This is a genomic window from Polaromonas sp. P4_F4, from assembly GCF_056401355.1.
On the sequence record NZ_JBFUJO010000026.1, the window covers coordinates 29,419 to 53,171 of the forward strand.

The following is a 23,753-nucleotide window of genomic DNA, read 5'->3' on the forward strand; positions in this document are numbered from 1 at the left end:
GCCAGCCGGCGCCCGTGGGTTTTTTGCTATAACTGCGAAAACACCATGCAGACCGGGCTGCCGCAGTAGACCGACAGGCCTGTGGGCGACAGCAGGCCGGAGTTCTCGTGCACGGTGAAGGGCACGATGCAGTCGCTGTCTTCGTTGAGTACAAAGAGCATGCGCCCGTCGGGGCTTAAGGTGAAAAACCGTGGCGTGCGGCCCATGGAGGCTTCGGCGCCCACGAACTTCAGGCGCCCCGTGCCCGGCTCGATACGAAATACTGCGATGCTGTCATAGCCCCGGTTGGAGGCATAGAGCGTGCGCCCCGCAGGGTCCACGACGATGCCCGAGGCGCGGCTGTTGCCGGTGAAATGATCGGGCAGGGCAGACAGAACCTGCAGGGGTTCCAGATCACCCGTTTCAGCGCTGAAACGGTACGCGGTCACGCTGGAGTCCAGCTCGTTCACCACATAGGCGAAGGGCTCGGTCGGATGGAAGGCGAGGTGGCGCGGTCCGGCGTTTTCGCGCGTCGCGACCGACGCCCGGTCGGCCGGCTGAAGCCGGCCGTTGGCGAACCGGAAGCAGAAAATGCGGTCCAGTCCTTTGTCGGGCACGACAACAAAACGGCCGCTCGGGTCGAAAGGATTGAAGTGGGGTTTGGAAAAGGGCTGCTCGGTTTTGTGGGGGCCCGGCGTGCCTTCCAGCTGGACGATCTGGCTCACCTTGCCCAGCGAACCATCAAGGGCCACGGGCAGCACCGCGAGGCTTCCGCTCAAATGATTGGAAACGACCAGAAACCGTTCGGTCGGGTCCAGGGCCAGATGAACAGGGTTTTTGCCCTCGCAACTCTGGCGATTCAGGAAGCGCAGTGTGCCGTCGCTCGCGTCGATACGGAATGCGCTCACCTCCTGCTGGTCTCCATGAATCACATAGAGCACATCACCCTGGCGATTGCGGGCCAGGAAGGATGGATTGACCAGGTCTGCGACCACTTGCACCCGTTCGAGTTGCCCGGTGGCGGGGGCAAGCTTGAAGACGCTGATCCCTTCTCCCCGGGCATTGCGCTCGCGCGTGGTGCGCGAACCGACATAGGCGTACATGGTGTTGTCCTTGCGAGCCCGGGTCGGGTCACTGTGCCGCGGCAGCGACAGAGGCTGGCGCGACCGAAGCACCCTGGATGCCGTGGCGAGCCAGTGCCTCGGCCACAAAGCCGCTGGCTTTCATTTCCTCGACGTATTGGCGCAAGAGCTCCGCCGCTTCAGGGCCACGACCTTTCGGTGTGCCCATGGCCTGCTGGATCACCATGAAGCGGCCGGGCAAGAGCCGCAGGCCGGGAAAGCGTCTGGCATCTCCTTCCAGTTGCTGCCTGACGCCTGCCGCCACCTCCAGGCCCTGCGCCACGAAGACATCCACGACGGTCGGAGATGTCGGTGCCCGCACGATTTGCGCCTCGTGAAGTTCCCGGCTCAGGTACAGGTCGTAAGCACTGCCTTTGCCGACCGTGACCCGACGGCCCGGGCGATCGACCTCTTCATTGGACTGAATCGGTGAGTCCTGGGGCACCATGTAGCTGCCTTCAATCAGCACGTAGGGGGCTGTGAAGGATATTCCCTCGCCACGCAGCGGATCAATCGCAAAGAACCCGATATCAGCCTGCTCCTGGGTCACGGCATCCACGGATTTCCCCGCGGTGTCGAACACCACCAATTCGATCCCGACGCCAAGCCGTTCGGCGAAAGCCCGCGCCAGGTCGATCGATACGCCGACGGGTTCACCCGTTGCGGCATCACGGTTGGCGAGGATGGGGTTGCCCAGGTTGATGGAAGCGCGCAGCTTGCCGGTGGGCGTGAAGGCTTTGATGAGATGCGGTGGAATGTTCATGGCGAGTTCCTGATACGTTCAAAAGTCAAAAGGGGTAACGCGAAAATGAGCTGCAGACAATGGAAAAGCGGCCTCAGGATTTGAGAAGGTCACTGATGTCTCCCAGATTTTTCAGGGTGCTGGACAAATGATCGCGCAAGGCCTCGGAGGCTTCTTCGTTGCGGTATTTTTCCAGAAGGTCAAGCACGCCCAGATGCTGCAGGCAGTGTTCCTTGTAGCGTTTTCGGTTTTGCATCGAGCGGTAAGAGAGCAGACGTCGCACGCGGTTGACGCGGCGTATCGTGTCGATGAAAAAAGGGTTGCCCGAGGCCTCTACCAGCGACTCATGGAAACGGACCCCGCGTTCATGCAGTTGGTCCGCCGTGTCTGTCTCGATGCCGCCGTCCAGCAAATGCATTTCTGCGGCGCGGCAACGCGCCAGCACCTGTGGATCGAGGCGGTAGCCCGGTTCCAGCAGGGCTGCAGGCTCCAGCGCCAGCCGGAGGCGGTAGGACTGCAGCAGGCTGTCCGGCGTGGTGAGCATTGACGAGAAAACCCAGCCATATCCGGGTTTTCTATTCGCCCAGCCCTCCTGCGAAATGCGGCTCAGCACGGCCTGCAGCTGTGCCGAGGTCAATCCATAACGGTTCCTGATCAGAACTTCGGAGAATTCATCGGACAGCAGGCCCTTGAGCCGGTCGTCGGCTATCTGGAAGTAGACGCTGGTCACGACATCCGATTCGTCCAGCCCCCACTGCTCGGCCAGGTCGGCCACGGGTTGTGCGACCGATTTCGCCAGAAAGTAGCCCCGGTTGCGCTCGCGGCTCAACACGCCTTTTTCATGCAGAAGGCACAAGGCTTCATTGATCGGGGAACGGGAGACGCGCAAACGATCGGCCAGCAGTTGCGCCGGCAAGTGACCGCCAACCGCCAGCCCCTCGGCCTGGATGAACTCGATGATCTGGACAGGGATGGATTTTTCAGCCTTCATAGAGCCGGTATTCTGCCCCTGATCGCGCATGTCCTTCATGGGTTGAGGGCCGCCGGCCTGGCCCGGGCACCTTGCGCCGCAATGGTCTTGCCCAAAATCGACGGGATGACCCCGCCGTCGCGCAGCAACTGCACCTCAAGCTGTGTTTCGACGGCGGCTGTGGCCAGCAGGGCTTGCGTGTCACCGTTGAGACGGCTGATGCGCACCGCCACATTGCAGCGCGGCGCCAGGCGCTGCGGGTCGGCATCAATCTCGAGCCGGTCGCCGGGCTGGAGTTGCAGCGTGTGCGGATTGACGCCCGGCGCAAGCCGCAGCGGCAGAATGCCCATGCCGATCAGGTTGGAACGGTGGATGCGTTCAAAGCTCGCTGCCAGCACCGCCCGGATCCCGAGCAGGCGCTGGCCCTTGGCCGCCCAGTCGCGCGAGGAGCCGGTGCCATAACGCTCGCCGGCGACGAGTACGACCGGGTCACCGTCGTTCCGATAGCGCTGCGCGACCTCCCATATCGGCTGCACGTCACCGCTGGGCACGTGCAGGGTGTGGGCCAGCGGCACGTCCGGCTTCAACAGGTTGACCAGTGTCTTGTTGTGGAAGGCTGCACGCACCATCACTTCCCAGTTGCCGCGCCGGGAGGCAAAGACATTCAGGTCCTGGCGGTTGTCGCCGCGTTCGACCAGAAAGTCCGCCACCAGGCTGTCCGGCGGGATGGCGCTGGCCGGCGAGATGTGGTCGGTGGTGATGTCGTCGCCCAGCACCAGCAGGGGGTAGGCGCTGTAGCGGCCGAGCAGGCTGCCCTCCGTCACCGCTGCGAACGGCGGGCGGCGCAGCGTGGTGGACTGCGCATCCCAGGGGAACAGCGGCGTGTCGGGCGCCTTCAGGGCGTGCCAGAGCGGATGGCGGCTGGCCATCTCGAAGTCGCGCCGGTAGTCGGACGGGTCGCCGGCCAGCGCCAGGTGCGCATCGATTTCCTCGCGCGTGGGCCACAAGTCCTGGAGGAAAACCTGCCGGCCGTCCGGCGTGGTCTGCACCGGGGCCGTCCGGAGGTTTCGTTCGCCGTCACCGGCTAAACCAAAAGCCACGACCAGCGGTGGCGACATGATGAAGCTCAGTTCGAGGTCGGGATGCACGCGCCCCGGAAAGTTGCGGTTGCCCGACAGCACGGCCACCGCCTTGCTGTGGCCTGCCACCTGCGCCTGGCGGATCGCCTCCGTGAGCGGGCCCGGATTGCCGATGCAGGTGGTGCAGCCATAGCCCACGATGTCGAAGCCGACGGCGGACAGGTCGTCGGTCAGTCCGGCCCGTTCCAGGTAGGACGCGGCAGCGGGCGATCCGGGCGCCAGGGAGGTTTTGACCCACGGCGGCGCCTTGAGGCCGAACGCGCGTGCCTTGCGTGCGAGCAGCCCGGCGGCAATCAGCAGGCGCGGGTCAGAAGTGTTGGTGCAACTGGTGATGGCGGCGATCGCCACGGGATGCCGTGGCATGTCGGCGCTGGGCGCCGGCGGCACAAATCCCACCGCCGCCAGCGCTTTGGGCGTTTCTGAATAGTCGAGCAGGTCTTGCGGACGGCGGGGGCCGGCCACGTGCATGCCAATCGTCTGGAGGTCGATCTCAATCGTGCGGGTGTAACGCGGCTCGGCTTCGGGGTCGAACCACAGTCCGGTGCGCCGGGTATAGGCCTCCACCAGCGCGATGGCATCTTCGCTGCGTCCGGTGCTGCGCAGGTAGTCCAGCGTGCGCTGGTCCACGGCGAAAAAGCCCGTGGTCGCGCCATACTCGGGCGCCATGTTGGCCACCACGGAGCGGTCGCCCGCGCTCAGCGTCGCCACACCGGGGCCGTAAAACTCCACGAAGTCACCCGAGACACCGATCTGGCGCAGCCGCTGCGTCACCGTCAGCGCCAGGTCTGTGGACTGCGCGGCCGGTGGCAGCCTGCCGGTGAGCCGCACACCGATCACGTCGGGAATGCGCAGCATGGTCGGCATGCCAAACATCACCGTCTGGGCCTCCAGCCCGCCCACGCCCCAGCCCAGCACGCCAATGCCATTGATCATCGGGGTGTGGCTGTCGGTGCCTATCATCATGTCGGGCACCGCCCACAGCGTGCCGTCGCGCATTTCAGTCGTCACCACCGTCGCGAGTTGCTCCAGGTTGATGGTGTGCATGATGCCGGTGCCCGGCGGATGGATGCGCACCCCGCTGAGCACGCGGGACGCCCAGCGCAAAAAGCGGTAGCGCTCGCCGTTGCGACGGATCTCGTGCTGCAGATTCAGCGTGACCGCGTCGCGCCGGGCATACACCTCCACCGCCAACGAATGGTCGATGGAGACATCGACGGGCAAGCCGGGATTGAGTACCGAAGGGTCCACGCCCGCCTCGTCCAGCGCGTTGCGCATGGCCGCAATGTCGACCAGCGCAGGCGTGCTGGTGGTGTCATGCATCAAGACACGGCCGGGCTGAAAGGCCAGTTCGGCCTCGCTGGTGCCGTGTTCCAGCCATCCAAAGACTGCATCTACCGCAGCCTGTCGCTCATCGCCCTGCATGTTGCGCACCGCGTTTTCCAGCAGCAGTCGCAGCACCACGGGCAAGCGCTTCAGACGCGCACCAAACAGCGCTGGCAAGTCGACCAGTGCATGGTCCTTGCCATTGACGAAAAGTTGGCCCCAAAGTTGTCCTTCGGGGAATTTGTAGGTGTTTTCCATAATACGCATTTTGCACATTAACGCAATAAAATGCAATTAAGCATAAACCCTAGACCTCAATTTCAGCCTCACTCCAGGAGCTTTTCCGTGCAACTTTCGCGTCGTCATTTCTTCCTCCCCAGCCTGTTGATGGCTGCAGGCCTGGCCGGCCCGATCGGGGTGCTGGCCCAGGACTATCCCGTCAAGCCCATCACCCTCGTGGTGCCCTTTTCAGCGGGCGGGGGCGTCGACACGATCGCGCGCCTGCTCGCCGAAAAGCTTCGTGTCTCGCTGAAGCAGTCCATCGTGGTGGACAACAAGGCCGGCGGCAGCGGCATGATTGGCGCGCAAGCGGTGGTGAGGGCTGCGCCCGACGGCTACACGCTTTTGTTGGGTTCAGCGGGTGAGACCGCCATCAATCCCTTTGTCTACAAGGGCCGGATGCAGTACACGCCCGCGAAAGACCTGGCGCCGATCACGCTGGTGACGCGCATTCCCAATGTGCTGGTCACCAGCCCGACGCTTCCGGTCAAGAACATGGAGGAGTTGATCGCCCATGCCAAAAAGAACCCCGGCAAGCTGTCTTATTCGACCAGCGGTGTCGGCAACCCCCAGCACCTCAACGGTGAATTGCTGGAGGAGCTTGCCGGTATCCACATGGTTCACATTCCCTACCGGGGCGCGGCAGGCCAATTGATTGACGTCACCTCGGGCACGGTCGACATGACCTTTGTCAGCTACGCCGCCGCCAAGGGTTTCATCCAGAGCGGCAAGGTCAAGGCCATTGCCGTGACCTCCTCCAAACGCGCCAGTTTTGTGCCCGACATTCCCGCCATCGCCGAGTACAAGCCGCTGGCCAGGTACCAGCTGGAAAACTGGTTCGGCCTGTTTGCGCCGGCCGGCACGCCAGACGCCGTGCAGCAAAAGCTCAATGCGGCGGTCACGCAGGCCTTGCGTGATCCGGAGCTGGCAAAAAAGCTCCGGGAGCAGGGCGGAGAGCCCGCTCCCATGACGGCGCAGGAGTTTCGTGACTTCATCAAGACCGAGGCCGTGCAGTTCGAACGCATTGTCAGAACGGCCAACATCACGGCGGAATAGGCCGCACCTTCTCTTTCCCTTCATTTCCTTCGTTTTTCTTTTCCCCTTCACATGACCTTCAACCAGGAAACCTTCATGCACCGCAAGACCTTTCTGAAAATTTCCGGCCTCCTGCTGGGCTGCCTGGCCGCTCTGCCCGCGCTGTCGCAAGACTATCCAGCCAAGCCCGTGACCGTGGTCGTGGCGTTTGCCGCTGGCGGCAACAACGACATCCGCGCCCGCATGCTGGGTGTAGAGGTTGCCAAAACCCTGGGCAAGAGCATCATCATTGAGAACAAACCCGGCGCCAGCGGCAACATCGGCCACGACTTCGTCGCGCGTGCCGCCACGGATGGCTACACGCTGGGCATAGGCGCGATGGGCCCGATGGCGGTGAATGCGGCTATCTACCCCAAGGTGCCGTTCGACCCGGTCAAGGACTTCACGCCCATTGTCCTGATCGAAAAGGCGCCGCTGGTGCTCGTCACCCGCACCGACAAGCCCTTCAAGTCGTTGAAAGACGTCGTCGCGGCGGCGAAGGCCAAACCAGGCTTGCTGACTATCGGCAACGCCGGCGCGGGCGGCGCGCACCATCTGAGCGCCGAGTTGTTCAAGCAGACGGCGGGCATCTTCATGCTGTCCGTGCCGTACAAGGGGGGCGGACCGGCCGCGGGCGCGTTGCTGGCGGGCGAGGTGGACCTGATGTTCGAGCAAACCTATGCGGCCCTGCCCTCGATCCAGGCCGGCAAGACACGCCCCCTCGCTGTCACCAGCGACAAGCGTCTGCCCAGCCTGCCCGATGTGCCGACCATGGCCGAGCTTGGCTACCCGCAGGCCACGGTTTCAAACTGGCTCGGCCTGATCGGGCCCAAGGGGCTGTCGCCCGTCGTGGTCCGCAAGCTTAACGAGGCCTACAACAGTGCGCTGGCCTTGCCCGATATCCGGGAAAAAATCGCAGGCCCCGGCAACGTGGTCGGTGGTGGCACGCCCGAGGAGTTTGCGGCATTTATAGCGGCCGAGAACAAACGCTGGGCGGCGCTCGTGAAGGCGGCCGGCATCAAGCTGGAGTAGGCGTGGCTTATTCGACTCGGTCGACGTCAGTCGGCCTTGGGCGGCCTCATGTGTGCCCTTCACCGAGCTTGGTGATGCGCGCGGTGTTGAGGTGCTGGCGCAGAAACTGTGAAGCCTCCATGCGCTCGCCCCGCACCAGCAGGTCAATCAGCACCAGGTGCTCCTCGCACTGGCGGTGAAGGCGCGAACGGTCCAGCCGCGTGCCGTACTCGACCACCCGGCGCATCTGGTTGACGGTGCGCAGCGAATCGGTGAGGAACTGGTTGTGCGCGCCAGCGATCACGGTTTCGTGAAAATGAACGCCCGCGCGAAAGAGTTCGGCCGGCGTGCAGCGTTCAATGCCGCCTTGCAGGAGGTCGATCTGTTCGCGCCGGCATTTCTCCAGCTCGGCCAGGTCCACCTGGTAGCCCGGCTCCAGCAGCGCCGCCGGTTCGATGATCATGCGAAAGCGGTAGCTCTCGCGGTGTGACTCGGCGCTGCTCAGCAAGGGCCGGAAAATCCAGCCGCGGCCCGGCTTGCGGTCAATCATGCTTTCGCGCGCCATGCGGTTCAGGATGCGCTGCACCTGCAGGCGCGCCAGCCCGTAGCGCGACATCAGGTCGGCTTCGGCGATCTCGTCTTTCAGCAGGCCGCTGATACGGTCATTGGCGATTTTGAGGTAAATCTCTTCCTCGGATGCCCGTTCGGCCGGCAGCGCCAGGTCGAGCAGTTCGGAAGGCATCTTGGCGACCTGGAAGCCGCGGTGGGGCGCCGACTGAACGACGCCACTGGCCTGCAGGTATTGCAGCGCCTTGCGTACGGGTGACCGGGACACGCCCAGTGCATCACACAAAGCTTGTTCGGTCAGCCGATGGCCGATGGCATGCTGTTCGCGCCGAATGATCTCCACGATGTGGGTGGCCAGGGCCGGAATGAGCGGACTGACTTTGCTGGAGGAGGGTTCGGAGGGCATGTTCGGAAGAAAAATGGTCGTGCGACACGCCAGACTGTACATGGCGGGCTGACTCACGCCCTGCGCGCCGCAGGGCAAGGCGTCACCCGGCCAGGCCGTCTTTAATTTGACGCGACGGCCTGGGCGACAGCCTGGCCGAAAGCCTGGCAGCCCATGGTGCCGCCGATGTCACGGGTGCGCGTCGCCGGGTTGGCCAGCACCTGGTCCACCGCAGCGCTCATCGCATCGCCTGCCTGCTGCAGGGCGACATGGCCGCGCTTGTCCCCTGTCCAGCGCACCATCATGGCCACCGAAAGAATCATGGAGGTGGGGTTGGCGATGTCCTGGCCTGCAATGGTGGGCGCCGAGCCGTGCTGCGCCTGCGCGCAGCACAGGTCGTCGCTGGCCATCACCGAGCCGGCGAGTCCGAGGCTGCCAGACAGCTCGCTGGCCAGATCCGACAGGATGTCGCCATAGAAGTTGGTCGCCACCAGCACGTCAAAGCGCTCGGGCTCGCGCACCAGGTGGGCGGTCGAGGCATCGACCAGCAAGTCATCGAGCTGCACTTCGGGGAAGTCCCTGGCCACGTGGCGCACCGCTTCCAGGAAGAGCCCGTCGGTCATGTGAAAGCTGTTGGCCTTGTGGATGGCCGTGACTTTCTTGCGGCGTGTCATGGCCAGCTCGAAGGCGCGGCGTGCAATGCGTTCGCTGCAATGGCGGGTGATTTTGCGGGTGGACAGCGCCATGTCGGGACTGGGCATGACCTCGCCCCAGCCGCGGCTCATGTTGCGGTCCGGGTAAAAACCTTCCGTCGCCTCGCGCATGATCACCAGGTCCATGGACCGGCCCTCGCGCAGGTTGGATGGCAGGTAGGGGCGGGTGCGGGCAGGGCGCACATTGGCGTAGAGGTCCAGCCCGACGCGAAAACCCGCCGACACGTTTCGGCCGCCCTGCTCAGGTGCTGGGTAGTCGGCGTGCGACTGCGTGCCCAGGATGATCCCGTCGCAGGTTCTGGCTTTGTCCAGGACCTCCTGGCGCAGCGTGGTGCCATGGGCCTTCAGGCTGTCGAAGCCCACGCTTTCATGGTCAAAGGTCAAAGGCAGCTTGAAGCGTGCAGCGGCCGCTTCCAGGACCCCGACCGAGGCGGCAACGATTTCGGGGCCAATACCGTCACACGGCAATACGATGAATTTCAATGTAAATCTCCAGTTGGTTGGGGTGGGGGTAGGAAGCGGGAAGCGGGAAGTGCGGCGGTGGCTTCAATGCGGGCCGGACAGCGTGGCCTTGAGGCGGCGCACGGCGCTGTCGGGGCTGGTGAGAACGGGCCGGTCCGTCGTGGCGGCCACCAAGCCCCGCGCCCGGGCCATGGAGAACTGCCCCATCACCAGCACGTCGCAAGTCGCCAGCGCCCTGGCCTGCTCCACCACCAGCCGGTCGTGGGTCGCGACATCGCCGGCATTCAGGGCCTCCATGGCGTCCGGTGCACAGGCGCTTTCCACCTGGACGGGCAGGTTGCGCTGGCATGCAACGGCCAGCAGTTCTTCGCGCAGGGCGTGCGCGGCCGGCGCAAACGTGGTCAACAAGCCGATGCGGCCCTCCCTGCCGAGCCGGGCGCAGATCGCCAGGGCCTCATCGAACATCGCTTCATTGGGCTTGAGCGTTGGCAGGCCGACCACGCGCGCCGCTTCGTCAATGGCGGGGCCAAACGCAGAGCAGGTGAACAGGATGCCATGGGCTCCCCAATTCCTGGCGTAGTGCGCCAGGCTCACCATGCGCGCGACCATGCCCTCCGTTAGCGCCCCCGCGCTGGCGAGGTCCTGCGACAGCCGGTCGTCCAGCAGGTTCATGCGCTGCACCTGCGGCCAGAGGCGATCAAAAGCGTCTGCGACAGGCCTTATGGCCAGCGATGTGCCATGTATTAATGATATTTTTAGTTCAATCATTATTCGATTAAAGCTTAATTTTGTAGAATTAATTGTACTATAAAATTTATTGGTACAATTAATATTGTATCGCCGCATGCGGTGGTACAGCGCCGCGCCCGCCAGCCGATGGCACCAATCAACAGGAGACAATTCATGCCCGACCAACACCCCGCTGCCCGTCCCTTTGCGCCCAGGCGCTCCTTCCTGGCGGCTGCCGGCCTGCTCTTGCTGCCTGCTTTTGCCCTCGCACAGGACGCGGCCAGGGACTACCCCAGCAAAACGATCACCCTGATCGTTCCCTATGCCGCCGGTGGAAGTTCGGATGTGCGTGCCCGCCAGATCGCCCAGAAATTAGCTGTTTATTTCGGCCAGTCCGTGATCGTGGACAACAAGCCGGGGGCGAACGGAAATATCGGCACCAATGCGATAGCCAAGGCCGTACCGGACGGCTACACCATTGGCCTGGGCAATCTGGCGCCGCTGGCCGTCAACAAGACCTTGATGCCCAACACGCCGTTTGATCCAGCCACCGATCTGGTGCCCGTCATCCTGCTGGAGAAAGGCCCGCTGGTCCTGGTCGTCAATGCGGACAAGTCACCCCACAAGAGCCTCAACGACCTGGTCAGCGCCCTCAAGGCCGCGCCGGGCAAGATGAGCTATGCCTCGGCGGGCTCGGGTGGCTCGTTCCACCTGGCGGGCGAGATGTTCAAGTCGTCGGTCGGTGCGTCTGCGGTTCACATTCCCTACCGCGGCGGCGGCCCGGCGACCAACGACCTGCTGGCCGGTCAGGTGGACTACATGTTCGACATGGTGCCCGCGGCGCTGGGCTACCTGAAATCGTCGCCGCCCAAGTTGCGGCCCCTGGCGGTGGCCAATGACAAGCGCCTGCCCTCCCTGCCCGACGTGCCCACCTTCGCGGAGCTGGGCGTGAAGGAAATGGAAATTTCCAACTGGTTCGGCATCGTGGCGCCCAAGGGCACGCCCAAGCCGATCGTGGACAAGCTCAACCAGGCGATCAACCGCGCCCTGCAGGAGCCCGATCTGGTGCAGCGTATCACCGCGCCCGGCAATGTGGTGGGCGGCGGCGACGCCAAGGCCTTTGGAGATTTTGTCTCGGCCGAGTCGAATCGCTGGAGCAAACTGATCAAGGACAAAGGTATCAAGCCCGAATGAATGGCGCGTTGCGCCTTCGCCTGCGCGACGTGCAGCCCCGAAACGCCCATCCATCAACAGAGTACTTCCATGCAAGCTTTCCCCTCGCTCCCCCGCCGTGCCGTCACGCTGCTTCTGACGATCTTGGCAGCCTCGTCGGCCGCCATGGCTCAGGGCCCGGCCTACCCGTCCAAGCCGGTCCGGCTCGTCGTGCCGTTTGCCGCCGGCGGTCCCAACGATGTGATGGCGCGCGTCCTGGCGCAGCGCCTGACCCTGGAAACCGGGCAGTCGTTCGTGGTCGACAACAAGGCCGGCGCGGGCGGCGTCATCGGCACGGACGCCGTTGCAAAAGCGACGGCGGATGGCTACACGTTGGCCTTCGTCAGCGGTCCGTTCACGATGGCGCCGGCGGTCCACGCCAAAATACCGTACGACACGGCGCGCGACCTGGTCGCGGTGACAAAAGTTGCCGAGTCGCCCATGGTCATGATGATTCCCGCCGCATCGCGCTTCAACTCTGCCCGCGACATGATGGAGTTCGCGCGCCAGAACCCCGGCAAGCTGACCTACGGCTCCGGCGGTGTCGGCAGCACGCCCCACCTCACCACCGAGTTGCTGGGCACCGTGACCGGCGCCAAGTTCCTGCATGTGCCCTACAAGGGGGGCGGCGAATCGATCAAGGCGCTGATGGCCGGCGAGATCGACATGCTGATCGACAGCATCACCAGCACCGCAGGACCGCTGGCTTCGGGCCGCATCAAGGCCGTCGGCATAGGACAAGCCAAGCGCTCGACGCGGCTGCCCGAGGTGCCGACCTTCGAGGAGGCCGGGATCCAGAAGTTCGCCATGACCCACTGGGTCGGCGTGGTGGCACCGGCGCGGACACCACCTGAGGTGTTGAATGCCCTGCATGGACAGATCACCAAGGCACTGAAGGCACCGGAGGTTGCCCAAAAGCTGCAGGAACTGGGGGCAACCCCCGTGGGCGATTCTGCGGCTGAGTTCCAGAATTTCATCAACGGAGAATTGAAAAAGTGGCAGCAGATAGTGAAGACCGCCAACATCCAGGCGCAGTAAAAATGGCTCTGGCAATCTGCGACAGCCACGTCCACATTTTTCATCCGGCGCGTTTTCCCTATGTCACGCCTCGTCGCTTCACCCCCGGGGAAGCAACGGTGGCGCATTTGCAGGCGCATATGCGTGCTGTCGGGCTGGCGCGTGTGGTGCTGGTGCAGCCCAGCGTGTATGGCGAGCAAAACGACTGCCTGCTGGATGCCCTCACTGCCTTGGGTGAGCGGTCCCGGGGCGTCGCTGTGGTGTCAAGGCAAACTTCAGCACAGGAGATTGACCGGTTGAATGCCGCCGGCGTGTGCGGTGCGCGCATCAATCTGGTGGTTGATCATCTTCAGGCGCCCGCAGCCGCGCTCCGGAAAATGCAGGAGGTAGAAGGGCGCATTCCTCCTCAGTGGCATGTGCAATTGCATGTGGCGCCAAATGTTATTGGCGAATTGACCGATTACATCGAGCGATCGTCCCGGCTTTATGTACTGGATCACATGGGGCTTCCCAATGTGGCGTTGGGGCGCAGCGTCGATACCTGGACAAAGATGTTGCGGCTTGTTCAGGGCGGCAAGCTGTACGTCAAGCTCTCGGCGCCTTACCTGTATTCCCGCATCGGACCGCCCTATGACGACCTGGCTCCCTTCGTCGAGAGTTTGCTGCATACACGCAGCGACCGGCTGCTGTGGGGCAGCAACTGGCCCCACACGCAGGGAACCGGGCGCAGATTCAGCGCTCTCACCGAAACACTGGAAGCTTTTCGCCAGATCGATGACAGTGCGTGGCTGGAAACGTGTCGTTTATGGTCCACCGTGGACACTCAGGCTGTGCTGGGTGACAACGCTTCAAGGCTTTATGGATTTCCCGAGTCTGTGGCATTTTTCGGTACAGACGAGCAAAAAACGTCGGCTTGACTGAGCGGTCTCTGTCGGCGTACTCCACCTGGTTCACCGCCGCGACGACATCACAACCCCCCACAATCAGCAAAAACGCCACCGCGTGATAAAGGTGCGACAACTCGCCTGGCAAAGCTGCTGACCGGCAATGGCAGGCCCGATGCGCTGCACGTTCGTGCCCTCAGCTGCGGCGGGCCCAGGATCGACCGTGCGGCGTCCTGCGGCCACAGTGCAAAATGGCTTCCATGAAACCACCCAAGCGACTGCAGTCATTGATCGAGGAAGGCCTGATCGACACAGTCGTGCGTCAGCTCATGAGTGGCAAGGAGGCCATGGTCTACGTGGTGCGCTGTGGCGGCGAAACCCGCTGCGCCAAGGTCTACAAGGAGGCCACGGAGCGCAGCTTCCGGCAGGCGGTTGACTACACCGAAAACCGCAAGGTCAAAAACACCCGCCAGGCCCGCGCCATGGCCAAGGGCACCCGCTTTGGCCGGCAGGCGCAGGAGGCCGCCTGGCAGAGCGCCGAGGTCGATGCGCTGTATCGCCTGGCCGCCGCTGGCGTGCGCGTGCCTAGGCCCCACAACTTCTGCGACGGCGTGTTGCTGATGGAGTTGGTGACCGACGAACACGGCGACGCCGCCCCGCGGCTCAATGACGTGGAGTTCACACCCGAGCAGGCGCGCACGCACCACGGGACGCTGTTGATCGAGGTGGTGCGCATGCTGTGCGCCGGCGTCGTGCATGGCGACCTGTCGGAGTTCAACATCCTGCTGGGCAGCGAACAGGGCGTGGACGGCCCGGTGATCATCGACCTTCCCCAGGCCGTGGACGCCGCCGGCAACAACCACGCCAAACGCATGCTGCTGCGCGATGTGGACAACCTGCGCGGCTTTTTCGGCCGCTTTGCCCCCGAGTTGCTGCACACCGACTTTGGCCTGGAGATCTGGGCCTTGTATGAACGCGGCGTGCTGGACCCAGAGGTGGTTCTCACCGGCCGGTTTGAGCGCAAGGTCGGGGCGGTGGATGTGGGCGGCGTGATACGTGAGATTGACGATGCGCGCGCCGAGGAGGCGGCGCGGCGGGTGCGCATGCAGGCTGTTGGGTGAGGGACTGGGCACGCTGCTTTGGCTGCGCAGGCACGTCAGAAATGCTCCGGCATCAGCGTACGGGATAAGCAGCCATTTCAAATTCTGCATCGCGCAATTGGCTCAGCACGCTGCTGCTGACGTCGTCACTCAATGGGGTGAGCGGTGGACGCACGCTGCGCAGCAGTTCGAGGAAACGGGCGCCGCGCCCCAGGGCTCCCTCGGGCATTGATCGATCCGCAGTAGTCCCTGCGATCGACCTGCCGCGGACGGTGGACGTCGCGCCGTGTCGCACCGTAGCAGCTGCCTGCCTATCTCGGCCTTGAGATCGAACCTGGTGCATGCGGTGTGCTGAAGCCCGATGCGGAGGTAGCGTGATACTGGCTGCTGGCTGCTGGCTGCTGGCCGTGCTCATTGAGTCGTTGAAAACTTGACAGTTCTGGATGGGCGCGATACTGTCATCGCTCGGTAGATTTCCCGGGACGGCACACTGCATTTGGAAGTTGGCAAGCTGCAACTTGGTACGCCTTGTATAGACTTCTGACTGTTTCAGGCAGTATTCACGAAGGATTTCCTCATGAATAGGTCCATGCAGAAGGGCTTCACGCTCATCGAATTGATGATCGTCGTGGCGATCATCGGCATCCTGGCAGCCGTGGCGTTGCCCGCTTATCAGGACTACACCAAGCGGGCCAAACTGTCTGAGGGGGTTTTGGCGGCTTCATCCTGTCGTACACCAATTGCTGAGGTGTACCAGTCCGGCAGTGCATCGGATTCTCCGGGGGCAAACGGATGGGGCTGCGAGGCTGGGGCGGGTACCTCCAACCCCAGTGCGTCGTCCACGTATGTGGCCGCGGTCACCACATCAGCCGATGGCGTGGTCAAGGTGACGATGCAAGGATTCAATGACACTCAAATGGATAATCACTTCGTCACGCTTGCCCCCATGGTAACCGCCGGTGTTGTCGCAGTATTTGCTACCGACGTCGGGAAGTCCCTCTTCGGTTGGCGCTGTGGCTCGCCGACTGACGGAACGGACATTCCTGCCAAATTTTTGCCTGCTTCCTGCCGCGGTTGATGGCAAGCGAAGGTAAGCAAAGTCGTTGATAAATAAACGCCTTACACCCTTCTATTAATCATTGGCCAGCCGTGCGCCCATGTGTCAGCGGCCCGTGAAACGCGCTGCCCTTTTCTCTACAAAGTGACGCACACCCTCCTGAAAGTCCTCACTGCGCAGGCTGGTCACCATCGCGGCGTTGGCCAGCGTAATCGCCTCACCCAGGTACTGGTAGGGCGCCTCCCACAACTGCCGCTTCATCACCTGTACCGAGCGAATCTTCTGGTGCCGTGATGGATCAGCCCGCCTCCAGCGTTCGGCTTCCTGCCTTCTATCGCCGCGACGACACCACAATCCCGCCCACGATCAGCAGAAACGCCAGCGCGTGATAAAGCTGCGGCAACTCGCCCAGAAAGGCAACCGACAGCAGCGCGGCAAACAGCGGCGTGAGGTTGGAGAAAAAGCCGGCAATTGCCGGGCCGACACGCTGCACGCCCATGCCCCAGCAGCGGTAGGCGATCACGGCCGGACCGATGGCCACGTAGAGCAGGGCCGTCGCCAGGGGCCAGCCCCAGCTAATGTGGGCGTCGGTCAGGGCCCATTCGCTGGCCGCAAACAGGCCGGACCAGCCCAGGCCGAAGAAGATTTGCGCCATCAGGAAAGCAGCCCAGTCATCGCGGATGTCTGGGGGCTCCTTGGGTTGCGACAGCAGCCAGCTGTAAAACGCCCAGGCCAGCGTGGCCAGCAGCACGTACAGATCGCCGGGCACGAGCTGCACTTGCGCCAGCAGGGCCCAATCACCACGTGACAGCACCACCAGCACGCCGGCAATCGACAGGACCGCGCCGGTGATTTGCCGGTGCGAGACGCGCTGGCCAAAGCACAGGGCGCCCACGGCCAGCATCCAGATCGGCACGCTGGAGGCGACCAGCGTGACATTGAGCGGTGTGGAGGTTTTCAGCGCCAGGTATTGCAGGGCGTTGTAGCAGCCCACACCCAGCAGGCCCAGCAACGCAAAGCGTTTCCAGTGCGGCCAAAGGGTGCTGCCTGGCCTGAGCAGGCGGTGGGCCAGGGGCAACAAGATCACAAAAGCCAGCGCCCAGCGCAGAAAATTCAGTGTCATGGGCGGCACCAGCGTGGTGACCAGGCGGCCTACCACCGCATTGCCGGCCCAGAGTAAAGGAGGAAGTACCAGCAGCAGGGCGGTGGCGGGGGTCACGCGTTGATTCATGCCGGGAACTGTACCAAGCCGGGCACATGTCCACCCCGCAAACCGTCCTTCAGCCCCTCGGGAGAGCAGCATATTTCGATTCATGGCACGATGCCGCCTGACATTAAATTTTTCAAAACACCGCAGGAGAAACGACATGAGTCAAGCCACACAAACCACGTCCAGAGCCGTCCGCATTGAACAGAATGGCGGGCCCGAAGAACTGAAGCTGGTCGAGGTTGCTGTTGGTGAGCCGGGCCCCGGCGAAATCCGCATTCGCCACAAGGCCGTGGGCCTGAACTTCATCGATGTGTACCAGCGCAGCGGCCTGTACAAGCTGCCCATGCCCCTTCAACTGGGCATGGAGGCTTCGGGTGTGGTGGAGGCGGTGGGCGAGGGCGTGACGCACCTCAAGGCTGGCGACCGCGCCGCCTATGCCAGCCAGCCGCCGGGCAGCTATTGCGAGCTGCGGGTGATGCCCGCCAAATGCGTGTGCAAGCTGCCGGATGCGATTTCGTTCGAGACGGGCGCGGCGATGATGCTCAAGGGCCTGACCGCGCAGTATTTGCTGCGCCGCACGCAGCCGCAGGGCGGCCTCAAGGAAGGTGATTTTGTGCTGTTTCATGCGGCGGCCGGCGGCGTGGGCCTGATTGCCTGCCAGTGGGCCAAAGCCATGGGCCTGCAGCTGATCGGCACGGCGGGGTCGGATGAAAAATGCGCGCTGGCCAAGGCGAATGGCGCGGCCTTCGTCATCAATTACGCGAAGGAGGACTTCGTCGCCCGCGTGAAGGACATCACCGGCGGCAAGGGTGTGAAGGCGGTCTACGACTCGGTCGGCAAGGACACCTTTCTCAAATCGCTGGACTGTCTGCGCCCCTTTGGCTTGCTGGCCAACTTCGGCAATGCCTCGGGCAAGGTCGAGCCGCTGGATATTGGTGTGCTGGCCGCCAAGGGCTCGCTGTATGTGTCGCGCCCGACCCTGTTCACCCACATCGCCACCCGCGAGACCACGCAGGAAATGGCCGACGACCTGTTTGCCATGGTGACCAGCGGCAAGATCAAGATCGCCATTGACCAGCGTTTCCCCTTGGCCGATGTGGCCGAGGCGCATCGGTCGCTCGAGGCACGCAAGACCACGGGCTGCACCATCCTGACGCTGTAAGGCAGGCGGGGGCTCTTGCGGTAAACCTGTGTAAAGCCACGGGCCGCATTCAACGCAAGGCGCGGCGAATGCGTTACAACGGGCAGCAGGAGAAAAACATGCCCATAGCGATCACCCAGGCTGGCGTGCTGGCGGCCTTCCTGGCTTGCCTTGCCGGTCCCGCGGCGTATGCGCAGACCGATGCCGCGCCGTCCCCGGCCAACGTCGCCGCCGCTTGGCGCGTCGCCTCGCGCCTGGGCTATGCGCCCACACCGGCCTCGGCGCAGGCCGCGGAGGCGTCACCCAAAGCCTGGGCGCTGCAACAACTGGACGCGGCCTACGCCGCGAGCCGCCGCCCTCCCGCCCTTCCCGCCGAGCTGGCCGGCATCAATGCGCCGCTCAACGAGATCGCGCGTAGCTTCCAGGCCGAGCGGGAGGCGCGCAGGACCTTGCGTGAAACGGCCAGGACCGGCACGGCCGCCACAGCGGAGACGGGCGCAGGCGCGGAAAAATTCAGCCGCGACATGGCCCAAGGCGCCGCCGCATGGCGCTTGATGTCCTGCAGCGATCCGGCACTGGAAAACCCGCTGCTGGCGCGCATGACTGAATTCTGGTTCAACCACCTCAATGTGTTCGTCGGCAAGGGGGCGGTGCGCCCGTTTGTCGGCCACTACGAGGTCAATGTGATCCGTGCCAACGCCCTGGGCCGTTTTGAAGACCTGCTGCTGGCCAGTGCCAAGCATCCGGCCATGCTGTTTTACCTGGACCAGGCGCAGAGCAACAACCGCGGCCTCAATGAAAACTACGCTCGCGAATTGATGGAGCTGCACACGTTGGGCGTGAACAGCGGCTACACGCAAAAAGACGTGCGTGAACTGGCCCGCATCCTCACCGGCTGGACGGTCAACCTCAAGGACGGCGAGGGCTTTCGCTTTGCCGAGCGCCTGCACGACAAGGAAGGCAAGGTCCTGCTGGGCCGCACCTTCGGCAACGAGAGCCTTTCGGAAGGCGAGGAGGCCATCCGCTACCTGGCACGGCGGCCCGAGACGGCGCGGCGGGTCTCCACGCGGCTGGCGAGTTTCTTTGTGGCCGACAAGCCCCCACTCGCGTTGGTCGACCGGTTGGCAAGCACCTTCACCGCCACGCAAGGCGACATCCGCGCGGTGATGCGCACCTTGATCGAGTCGCCGGAGTTCTGGGCGCGGGACAACCAGCTCTTCAAGACACCGCTGGACTTTGCCTGCTCAGCGCTCACAGCGGCCGGCGGCGTAAAGGAGCGCCGCGACATCGTGCAGACCCTGGGTTTTCTTGCGCAGGCCGGCCAGCCCATGCACGGCTGGCAAACGCCCGACGGCTACAAGACCGATGCCGGCACCTGGCTCGCGCCCGAGGCTCTGACCCGTCGCGCCGACTACGCCATGAGCCTGGCCCAGCGCATGGCGGAGCCTTCCTACCTCAACACTTTTTTCAGCAGCGCCACGCGTGAGCGCATCGCGCAGGAACCCGCGCAGATGCGCACCGGCCTGATGCTGGCCAGCCCCGACTTCATGCGCAAATAAACGGCACCGAGGAGTCCCATGAATTCCAACCCTTCTTCATCGGCGTATCCGCTGCCGCGCCGCAGGGTGCTGGGCCTGGGGGCGCTGTCGCTGAGCGTGCCCGGCGTGTGGGCACAACCCTTGCCTGTGGGCCTGGCGGGCCGATCAGGTCTGGACGGCGGGCGCCTGATCGTCGTCTTCCTGCGCGGCGCGTATGACGGCCTGTCGGCTTTCGTGCCCTATGCGGACAAGGACTACTACGCCATTCGCCCCAACATCGCGATCGCGGCGCCCGACGGTACGGCGCAAACGGCCATCCGGCTCGACAAAACCTTCGCCCTGCACCCCGCGCTGACTCCGCTGTTGCCCTTGTGGCAGCAAGGCGTTCTGGGCTTCGTGCCCGCGGCCGGCCTGCCCGCGCCCAACCGTTCGCACTTCGATGCGCAGTACCAGATGGAGATTGCGCAAAGCGGCAAAACCAGCGGCGCGCCGGGATGGCTCAACACCACGGCAGGCCTTGGCAAAGCCGCCGCGCCGGGCGCGGCCGCGCTCGGTGTGGGGGAGGCCAACCCCGCCATCCTGGGCGGGCAGGCCGCCGTCCGGCTGATCCCGCGTGGCCAGTCGGCCGAACGCAGCGGTGTGCTGGCCAACGACAGAACCCGCCAGGCGCTGATGGACCTGTACGCGGGCAACGACAAGGTCAGCGAGGCCTTCCGCCAGGGCGTGGGCAGCCGCATGCAGAGCGCGCAGGAGCTCACGGAGCAAAGAGCCGAAAAGGCCGCGAAGGTCGAAAAAATGGCGCAAGACGACAGGCGCATGGCCGACAAGCGCCTGGACCGCGACGGCACGCCCGCCAACGTTCAGGCCCAGGCGGCGCAAATGCTGGCGGCCAGCAACGGCGCGGCCGACCCGGTGGGCCTGCAGCTGGATGCGCAGCACCTGGGCACGCTGATGCGCAACGACCGCAAGCTGCGCCTCGGGTTTTTGTCGGCGGGCGGCTGGGATACGCATGCCAACCAGGGCGCCGCCACTGGTCAGCTGGCCAACAACCTGGGCAACCTGGCGCGTGGCATCGCGCAGCTGCGCCAGGACTTTTCCGAGCCCGGCGACGTGGTTGTGGCGATGAGCGAATTCGGGCGCACCAGCGCCGAAAACGGCACACGCGGCACCGACCACGGCTTTGGCAATGCCATGTGGCTCATGGGCAGCCGCATCGCCGGCGGGCGCTGGCATGGCCAGTGGACGGGGCTGGCGCAAAGCAACCTCAACGAAGGCCGCGACCTGCCGGCCCACCACGACTACCGCGCGGTGCTGGCCCAGGTGCTGCGCGGCACCTTCGCCCTGGGTGATGCGCAGCTGGCCGCGGTGTTGCCGGGCGCCAGCTGGGACCAGCGCCTGGACGGCCTGTTCACCAGGGCCTGAGTTCTTTCTGCGGGATTTTCGCGGCCTTGCGGTCCTCGCTGGACGACGGCCGCGAAGGTAAACTGGCGCGAGCCATGAACCCGCCCGCTTCTTTTGACCCGCAATGGTTGCGCGACCTGCGTGCCCGCGCCACCGTGCCGCCCCTGCGCCCGCGTGTGCCGCTGTGGGCGGGTGAGTCCATCATCGGCTCGGTGGAGCCCGGTTTCCTGCACCAGCTGGCCCTGCATACCATGACGGACGGCCACCATCCGCTGCTCAAGGAAGAACACCCCGAGCAACTCGGCTGGCGCCTGATGGGTGACGTGACGACCAGCCTGAACCACGTGGCCGTTGCCCTGCTCGAGGCCGGCCTGGCGGGCGCCTGGCGCAATGAACAGCTGGCGGTGCCTGACCAGCTGGGCCATCGCAAGGGGACGGTAGAACGCGCAGCGGTCCGGCCGCTGGGCATCACCACGCTGGCCGTACACCTGGTGGGGCAGGCGCCGGATGGCCGCTTCTGGGTGCAGCAACGCGCTTTTGACAAGGCCAATGACCCGGGCCAGTGGGACACCCTGATGGGCGGCATGGTGTCGGCGGTGGACACGGTGGAGAGCGCGCTGGTGCGTGAAACCTGGGAAGAGGCCGGGCTGCATGCGGCCGACCTGCAGGACATGCGCTACGGCGGACGCCTGAGCACCTGCCGCCCATGCAGCGATGGCAAGGGGGCGGGTTATGTCAGCGAAAACATCGACTGGTATTGCTGCACCGTGCCCGAGCGGCTGGTCCCGAACAACCAGGATGGCGAGGTTGAGCAGTTTTGCCTGATGGACGCGGAGCAACTGCTGAACGCCCTGCAGCGGGGTGAGTTCACGACTGAAGCCGCGCTGATTCTCTGCGATGTGCTGAAGCTGCCCTGAGCCGCACGCGAGGCTTGCTGGCCCGGTCAGGGCTGGTCGGTCAGCACCATGGGCCGCAGGCGGTTGGGCGCCAGGGCGCCGGCCGAGTCAAGAATCGGGTAGGCGATGGAGCAGATATGCGAGTTGATGCGCTTCAACTCGCTGATCAGGTCGATGTGCAGGGAGCTGGTTTCCAGGCTTTGCAGCGTGTTGGCGGACAGCCGGCCCAGGTGGGTGGTGGCATAGGCGCGCTCCAGATCGCGAAAGCGGGCTTTTTCCTCCAGCAGCTTCTGGGCGTCACGCACCGTGCCGTTCAAAAACACGCTCATGCCCAGGCGCAGGTTATCAATCAGCCGCTCATGCAACTCCGCGATTTCGGCCATGCCGGCTTCCGAGAAGCTGCGGGCGGGTTTGATTTTTTTGTCTTCAATATCAATCAGCACCCGCTCGATGATGTCGCCGATCTGCTCCATGTTGATGGTGAAGCTGATGATGTCGGTCCAGCGGCGGCTTTCTTCATCACTCAGGGCTTCGCGGGAAATTTTGGTCAGGTAGTACTTGATCGCCGAATACAGCGTATCCACCGTATCGTCGAGTTTGCGCAGGTCTTCAGCCAGCTTGATGTCATCTTTTTTGATGACTTCAAGCACGCCGCGCAGCATGGTCTCCACCACATCGGCCTGGTACATGGCCTCACGCGCCGCGCACGAAATCGCCAGCGAGGGCGTGGCCAATGCGGAAGGGTCCAGATGGTGGTGGCGCGTGCTGGCGTCGGTCTTTTTTGCGGCCTTGGGCAGCCAGACTCCAATCCAGCGCGCCACCGTATGGGTCAGGCCAATGAAGACCGCACCGATGATGACATTGAAGCCGAAGTGGAACAGTACCACCGCTATGGCCGGCTCACCCAGCAGCGGGCGCACATGCCGCAGCCACAGGCCGATCAGCGGTGCGGCCATGACAATGCCCAGCACCTTGAACACCAGGTTGCCCATCGGTACCTGCCGCGTTTCGATGGAGGACCTTGCCGTGGTCAGCACGGCCAGCAGGCCGCTGCCCAGGTTGGCGCCCAGCACCAGGCCCAGGGCGACGTCCAGCGGAATGACGTTGGTGCCGGCCAGCGCGGCGGTGAGCAGTACGATTGCCAGGCTGGAATAAGACACCACGGACAACACTGCGCCGGTGGTGATTTCCAGCAGCAGGTCACTGCTGAGCGATGCCAGCAGCGCCTTGACAGCTGGTGCCCGGGTCAGCACCTCGGTGGAGTCCGTGACCAGCCGCAAGGCCAGCAGCATCAGGCCCAAGCCAATCAGGACGCGGCCCAGGCGGCCTGCATTGCTGTCCTGGCGCGAGATGAACAGCACCACACCCAGAAAAATGAAGAGGGGCGACAGCCAGGACAAATCAAAGGAAAACACCACCGCCATCAGGCTGGTGCCGATGTCGGCGCCCAGCATCACGGCCAACGCCAGCGGAAGCGCGATCAGTCCCTGGCCGACGAACGAAGAGACAATCAGCGCGGTGGCGGTGCCGGACTGCACCAGCGCGGTCACGCCGATGCCCGACAAGGCGGCGGTGAAACGGTTGCTGATGCTGCGCGCCAACACCTGGCGCAGACTGGCACCGAACACCCGCAGGATGCCGGTTCGTACTAGTTGGGTGCCCCAGACAAGCAGCGCAATGGCCGCCAATAAATTCAACAGATGCTTCATAAGGTCAGAAGCCACTATACGCCAGCGGGTTGAGGCGCCAGTGGCCTGACCCCATCACTGTGAAGTTAAAGCCACACTCTGAAGCTGCATTCCA

General features: G+C 64.0%; 22 protein-coding genes. 11 read left to right on the forward strand and 11 right to left on the reverse strand.

The window, feature by feature from the left end; all coding sequences use genetic code 11:
* Positions 1-26 precede the first annotated feature (26 nt).
* From AC1DUR_RS21590 to acnA, 4 genes are all read right to left on the reverse strand, one after another.
* Positions 27-1,082 carry a lactonase family protein gene (locus AC1DUR_RS21590; RefSeq protein WP_477718262.1) on the reverse strand — a complete coding sequence of 352 codons (1,056 nt, stop codon included), beginning with the start codon at positions 1,080-1,082 and terminating at the stop codon, positions 27-29.
* Between the two features lie 28 nt (positions 1,083-1,110).
* Positions 1,111-1,863, reverse strand: a complete 753-nt coding sequence (locus AC1DUR_RS21595; RefSeq protein WP_477718261.1) for an ABC transporter substrate-binding protein — start codon at positions 1,861-1,863, stop codon at positions 1,111-1,113.
* Between the two features lie 73 nt (positions 1,864-1,936).
* On the reverse strand, positions 1,937-2,833 hold the full coding sequence (locus tag AC1DUR_RS21600) for a GntR family transcriptional regulator (RefSeq protein WP_477718260.1): 897 nt from the start codon (positions 2,831-2,833) through the stop codon (positions 1,937-1,939).
* A 35-nt stretch (positions 2,834-2,868) separates the two neighbouring features.
* A complete protein-coding gene (gene acnA, locus AC1DUR_RS21605; protein WP_477718259.1) occupies positions 2,869-5,532 on the reverse strand; it encodes an aconitate hydratase AcnA in 2,664 nt (887 codons plus the stop codon).
* Between the two features lie 129 nt (positions 5,533-5,661).
* On the opposite strand from acnA, the gene AC1DUR_RS21610 reads away from it, so the two are divergent.
* The gene (locus AC1DUR_RS21610; RefSeq protein ID WP_477718425.1) at positions 5,662-6,609 is read left to right on the forward strand and encodes a Bug family tripartite tricarboxylate transporter substrate binding protein; all 948 of its coding nucleotides are present in this window, start codon (positions 5,662-5,664) and stop codon (positions 6,607-6,609) included.
* Positions 6,610-6,684: 75 nt separating this feature from the next.
* Positions 6,685-7,659, forward strand: coding sequence for a Bug family tripartite tricarboxylate transporter substrate binding protein (locus tag AC1DUR_RS21615; RefSeq protein WP_477718258.1), 975 nt, complete (start codon positions 6,685-6,687; stop codon positions 7,657-7,659).
* A 46-nt stretch (positions 7,660-7,705) separates the two neighbouring features.
* On the opposite strand, the gene AC1DUR_RS21620 is transcribed toward AC1DUR_RS21615, so the two are convergent.
* The 3 genes from AC1DUR_RS21620 to AC1DUR_RS21630 all read right to left on the reverse strand — a co-directional run bounded on the left by AC1DUR_RS21620 (position 7,706) and on the right by AC1DUR_RS21630 (position 10,437).
* On the reverse strand, positions 7,706-8,611 hold the full coding sequence (locus AC1DUR_RS21620) for a GntR family transcriptional regulator (protein WP_477718257.1): 906 nt from the start codon (positions 8,609-8,611) through the stop codon (positions 7,706-7,708).
* 101 nt (positions 8,612-8,712) lie between these two features.
* On the reverse strand, positions 8,713-9,786 hold the full coding sequence (locus tag AC1DUR_RS21625) for an isocitrate/isopropylmalate dehydrogenase family protein (protein WP_477718256.1): 1,074 nt from the start codon (positions 9,784-9,786) through the stop codon (positions 8,713-8,715).
* Between the two features lie 63 nt (positions 9,787-9,849).
* The gene (locus tag AC1DUR_RS21630) at positions 9,850-10,437 is read right to left on the reverse strand and encodes an aspartate/glutamate racemase family protein (RefSeq protein ID WP_477718255.1); all 588 of its coding nucleotides are present in this window, start codon (positions 10,435-10,437) and stop codon (positions 9,850-9,852) included.
* A 231-nt stretch (positions 10,438-10,668) separates the two neighbouring features.
* Here AC1DUR_RS21630 and AC1DUR_RS21635 point away from each other — a divergent pair, with 231 nt between their 5' ends.
* From AC1DUR_RS21635 to AC1DUR_RS21650, 4 genes are all read left to right on the forward strand, one after another.
* A complete protein-coding gene (locus AC1DUR_RS21635) occupies positions 10,669-11,688 on the forward strand; it encodes a Bug family tripartite tricarboxylate transporter substrate binding protein (RefSeq protein ID WP_477718254.1) in 1,020 nt (339 codons plus the stop codon).
* Between the two features lie 69 nt (positions 11,689-11,757).
* Positions 11,758-12,744 carry a Bug family tripartite tricarboxylate transporter substrate binding protein gene (locus AC1DUR_RS21640; protein WP_477718253.1) on the forward strand — a complete coding sequence of 329 codons (987 nt, stop codon included), beginning with the start codon at positions 11,758-11,760 and terminating at the stop codon, positions 12,742-12,744.
* Entirely contained in the window at positions 12,702-13,640 is a 939-nt protein-coding gene (locus AC1DUR_RS21645) for an amidohydrolase family protein (protein WP_477722149.1), read from the forward strand. Before AC1DUR_RS21640 ends, AC1DUR_RS21645 begins: the two co-directional genes overlap by 43 nt.
* 227 nt (positions 13,641-13,867) lie before the next feature.
* Positions 13,868-14,728: a PA4780 family RIO1-like protein kinase gene (locus AC1DUR_RS21650; RefSeq protein ID WP_477718251.1), complete on the forward strand. Its 861-nt coding sequence runs from the start codon at positions 13,868-13,870 to the stop codon at positions 14,726-14,728.
* 52 nt (positions 14,729-14,780) lie between these two features.
* Here the strand turns inward: AC1DUR_RS21650 and AC1DUR_RS21655 are convergent, their stop codons facing one another.
* The gene (locus AC1DUR_RS21655; RefSeq protein WP_477718250.1) at positions 14,781-14,936 is read right to left on the reverse strand and encodes a hypothetical protein; all 156 of its coding nucleotides are present in this window, start codon (positions 14,934-14,936) and stop codon (positions 14,781-14,783) included.
* 348 nt (positions 14,937-15,284) lie between these two features.
* On the opposite strand from AC1DUR_RS21655, the gene AC1DUR_RS21660 reads away from it, so the two are divergent.
* Positions 15,285-15,785 (forward strand): pilin, encoded by a 501-nt coding sequence (locus tag AC1DUR_RS21660; protein WP_477718249.1) that lies wholly within the window; start codon positions 15,285-15,287, stop codon positions 15,783-15,785.
* A gap of 84 nt (positions 15,786-15,869) precedes the next feature.
* On the opposite strand, the gene AC1DUR_RS21665 is transcribed toward AC1DUR_RS21660, so the two are convergent.
* Together AC1DUR_RS21665 and AC1DUR_RS21670 are read right to left on the reverse strand one after the other, a co-directional pair.
* Positions 15,870-16,025 carry a hypothetical protein gene (locus tag AC1DUR_RS21665; RefSeq protein ID WP_477718248.1) on the reverse strand — a complete coding sequence of 52 codons (156 nt, stop codon included), beginning with the start codon at positions 16,023-16,025 and terminating at the stop codon, positions 15,870-15,872.
* A 70-nt stretch (positions 16,026-16,095) separates the two neighbouring features.
* Positions 16,096-16,995 (reverse strand): DMT family transporter, encoded by a 900-nt coding sequence (locus AC1DUR_RS21670; RefSeq protein WP_477718247.1) that lies wholly within the window; start codon positions 16,993-16,995, stop codon positions 16,096-16,098.
* A gap of 136 nt (positions 16,996-17,131) precedes the next feature.
* On the opposite strand from AC1DUR_RS21670, the gene AC1DUR_RS21675 reads away from it, so the two are divergent.
* The 4 genes from AC1DUR_RS21675 to AC1DUR_RS21690 all read left to right on the forward strand — a co-directional run bounded on the left by AC1DUR_RS21675 (position 17,132) and on the right by AC1DUR_RS21690 (position 21,971).
* Positions 17,132-18,136 (forward strand): quinone oxidoreductase family protein, encoded by a 1,005-nt coding sequence (locus AC1DUR_RS21675; RefSeq protein WP_477718246.1) that lies wholly within the window; start codon positions 17,132-17,134, stop codon positions 18,134-18,136.
* A 98-nt stretch (positions 18,137-18,234) separates the two neighbouring features.
* Positions 18,235-19,674 carry a DUF1800 domain-containing protein gene (locus AC1DUR_RS21680; protein WP_477718245.1) on the forward strand — a complete coding sequence of 480 codons (1,440 nt, stop codon included), beginning with the start codon at positions 18,235-18,237 and terminating at the stop codon, positions 19,672-19,674.
* Between the two features lie 18 nt (positions 19,675-19,692).
* Entirely contained in the window at positions 19,693-21,075 is a 1,383-nt protein-coding gene (locus tag AC1DUR_RS21685; RefSeq protein WP_477718244.1) for a DUF1501 domain-containing protein, read from the forward strand.
* Between the two features lie 74 nt (positions 21,076-21,149).
* Entirely contained in the window at positions 21,150-21,971 is an 822-nt protein-coding gene (locus AC1DUR_RS21690; RefSeq protein ID WP_477718243.1) for an NUDIX hydrolase, read from the forward strand.
* A 26-nt stretch (positions 21,972-21,997) separates the two neighbouring features.
* On the opposite strand, the gene AC1DUR_RS21695 is transcribed toward AC1DUR_RS21690, so the two are convergent.
* A complete protein-coding gene (locus AC1DUR_RS21695; protein ID WP_477718242.1) occupies positions 21,998-23,659 on the reverse strand; it encodes a Na/Pi cotransporter family protein in 1,662 nt (553 codons plus the stop codon).
* Positions 23,660-23,753: the final 94 nt, after the last annotated feature.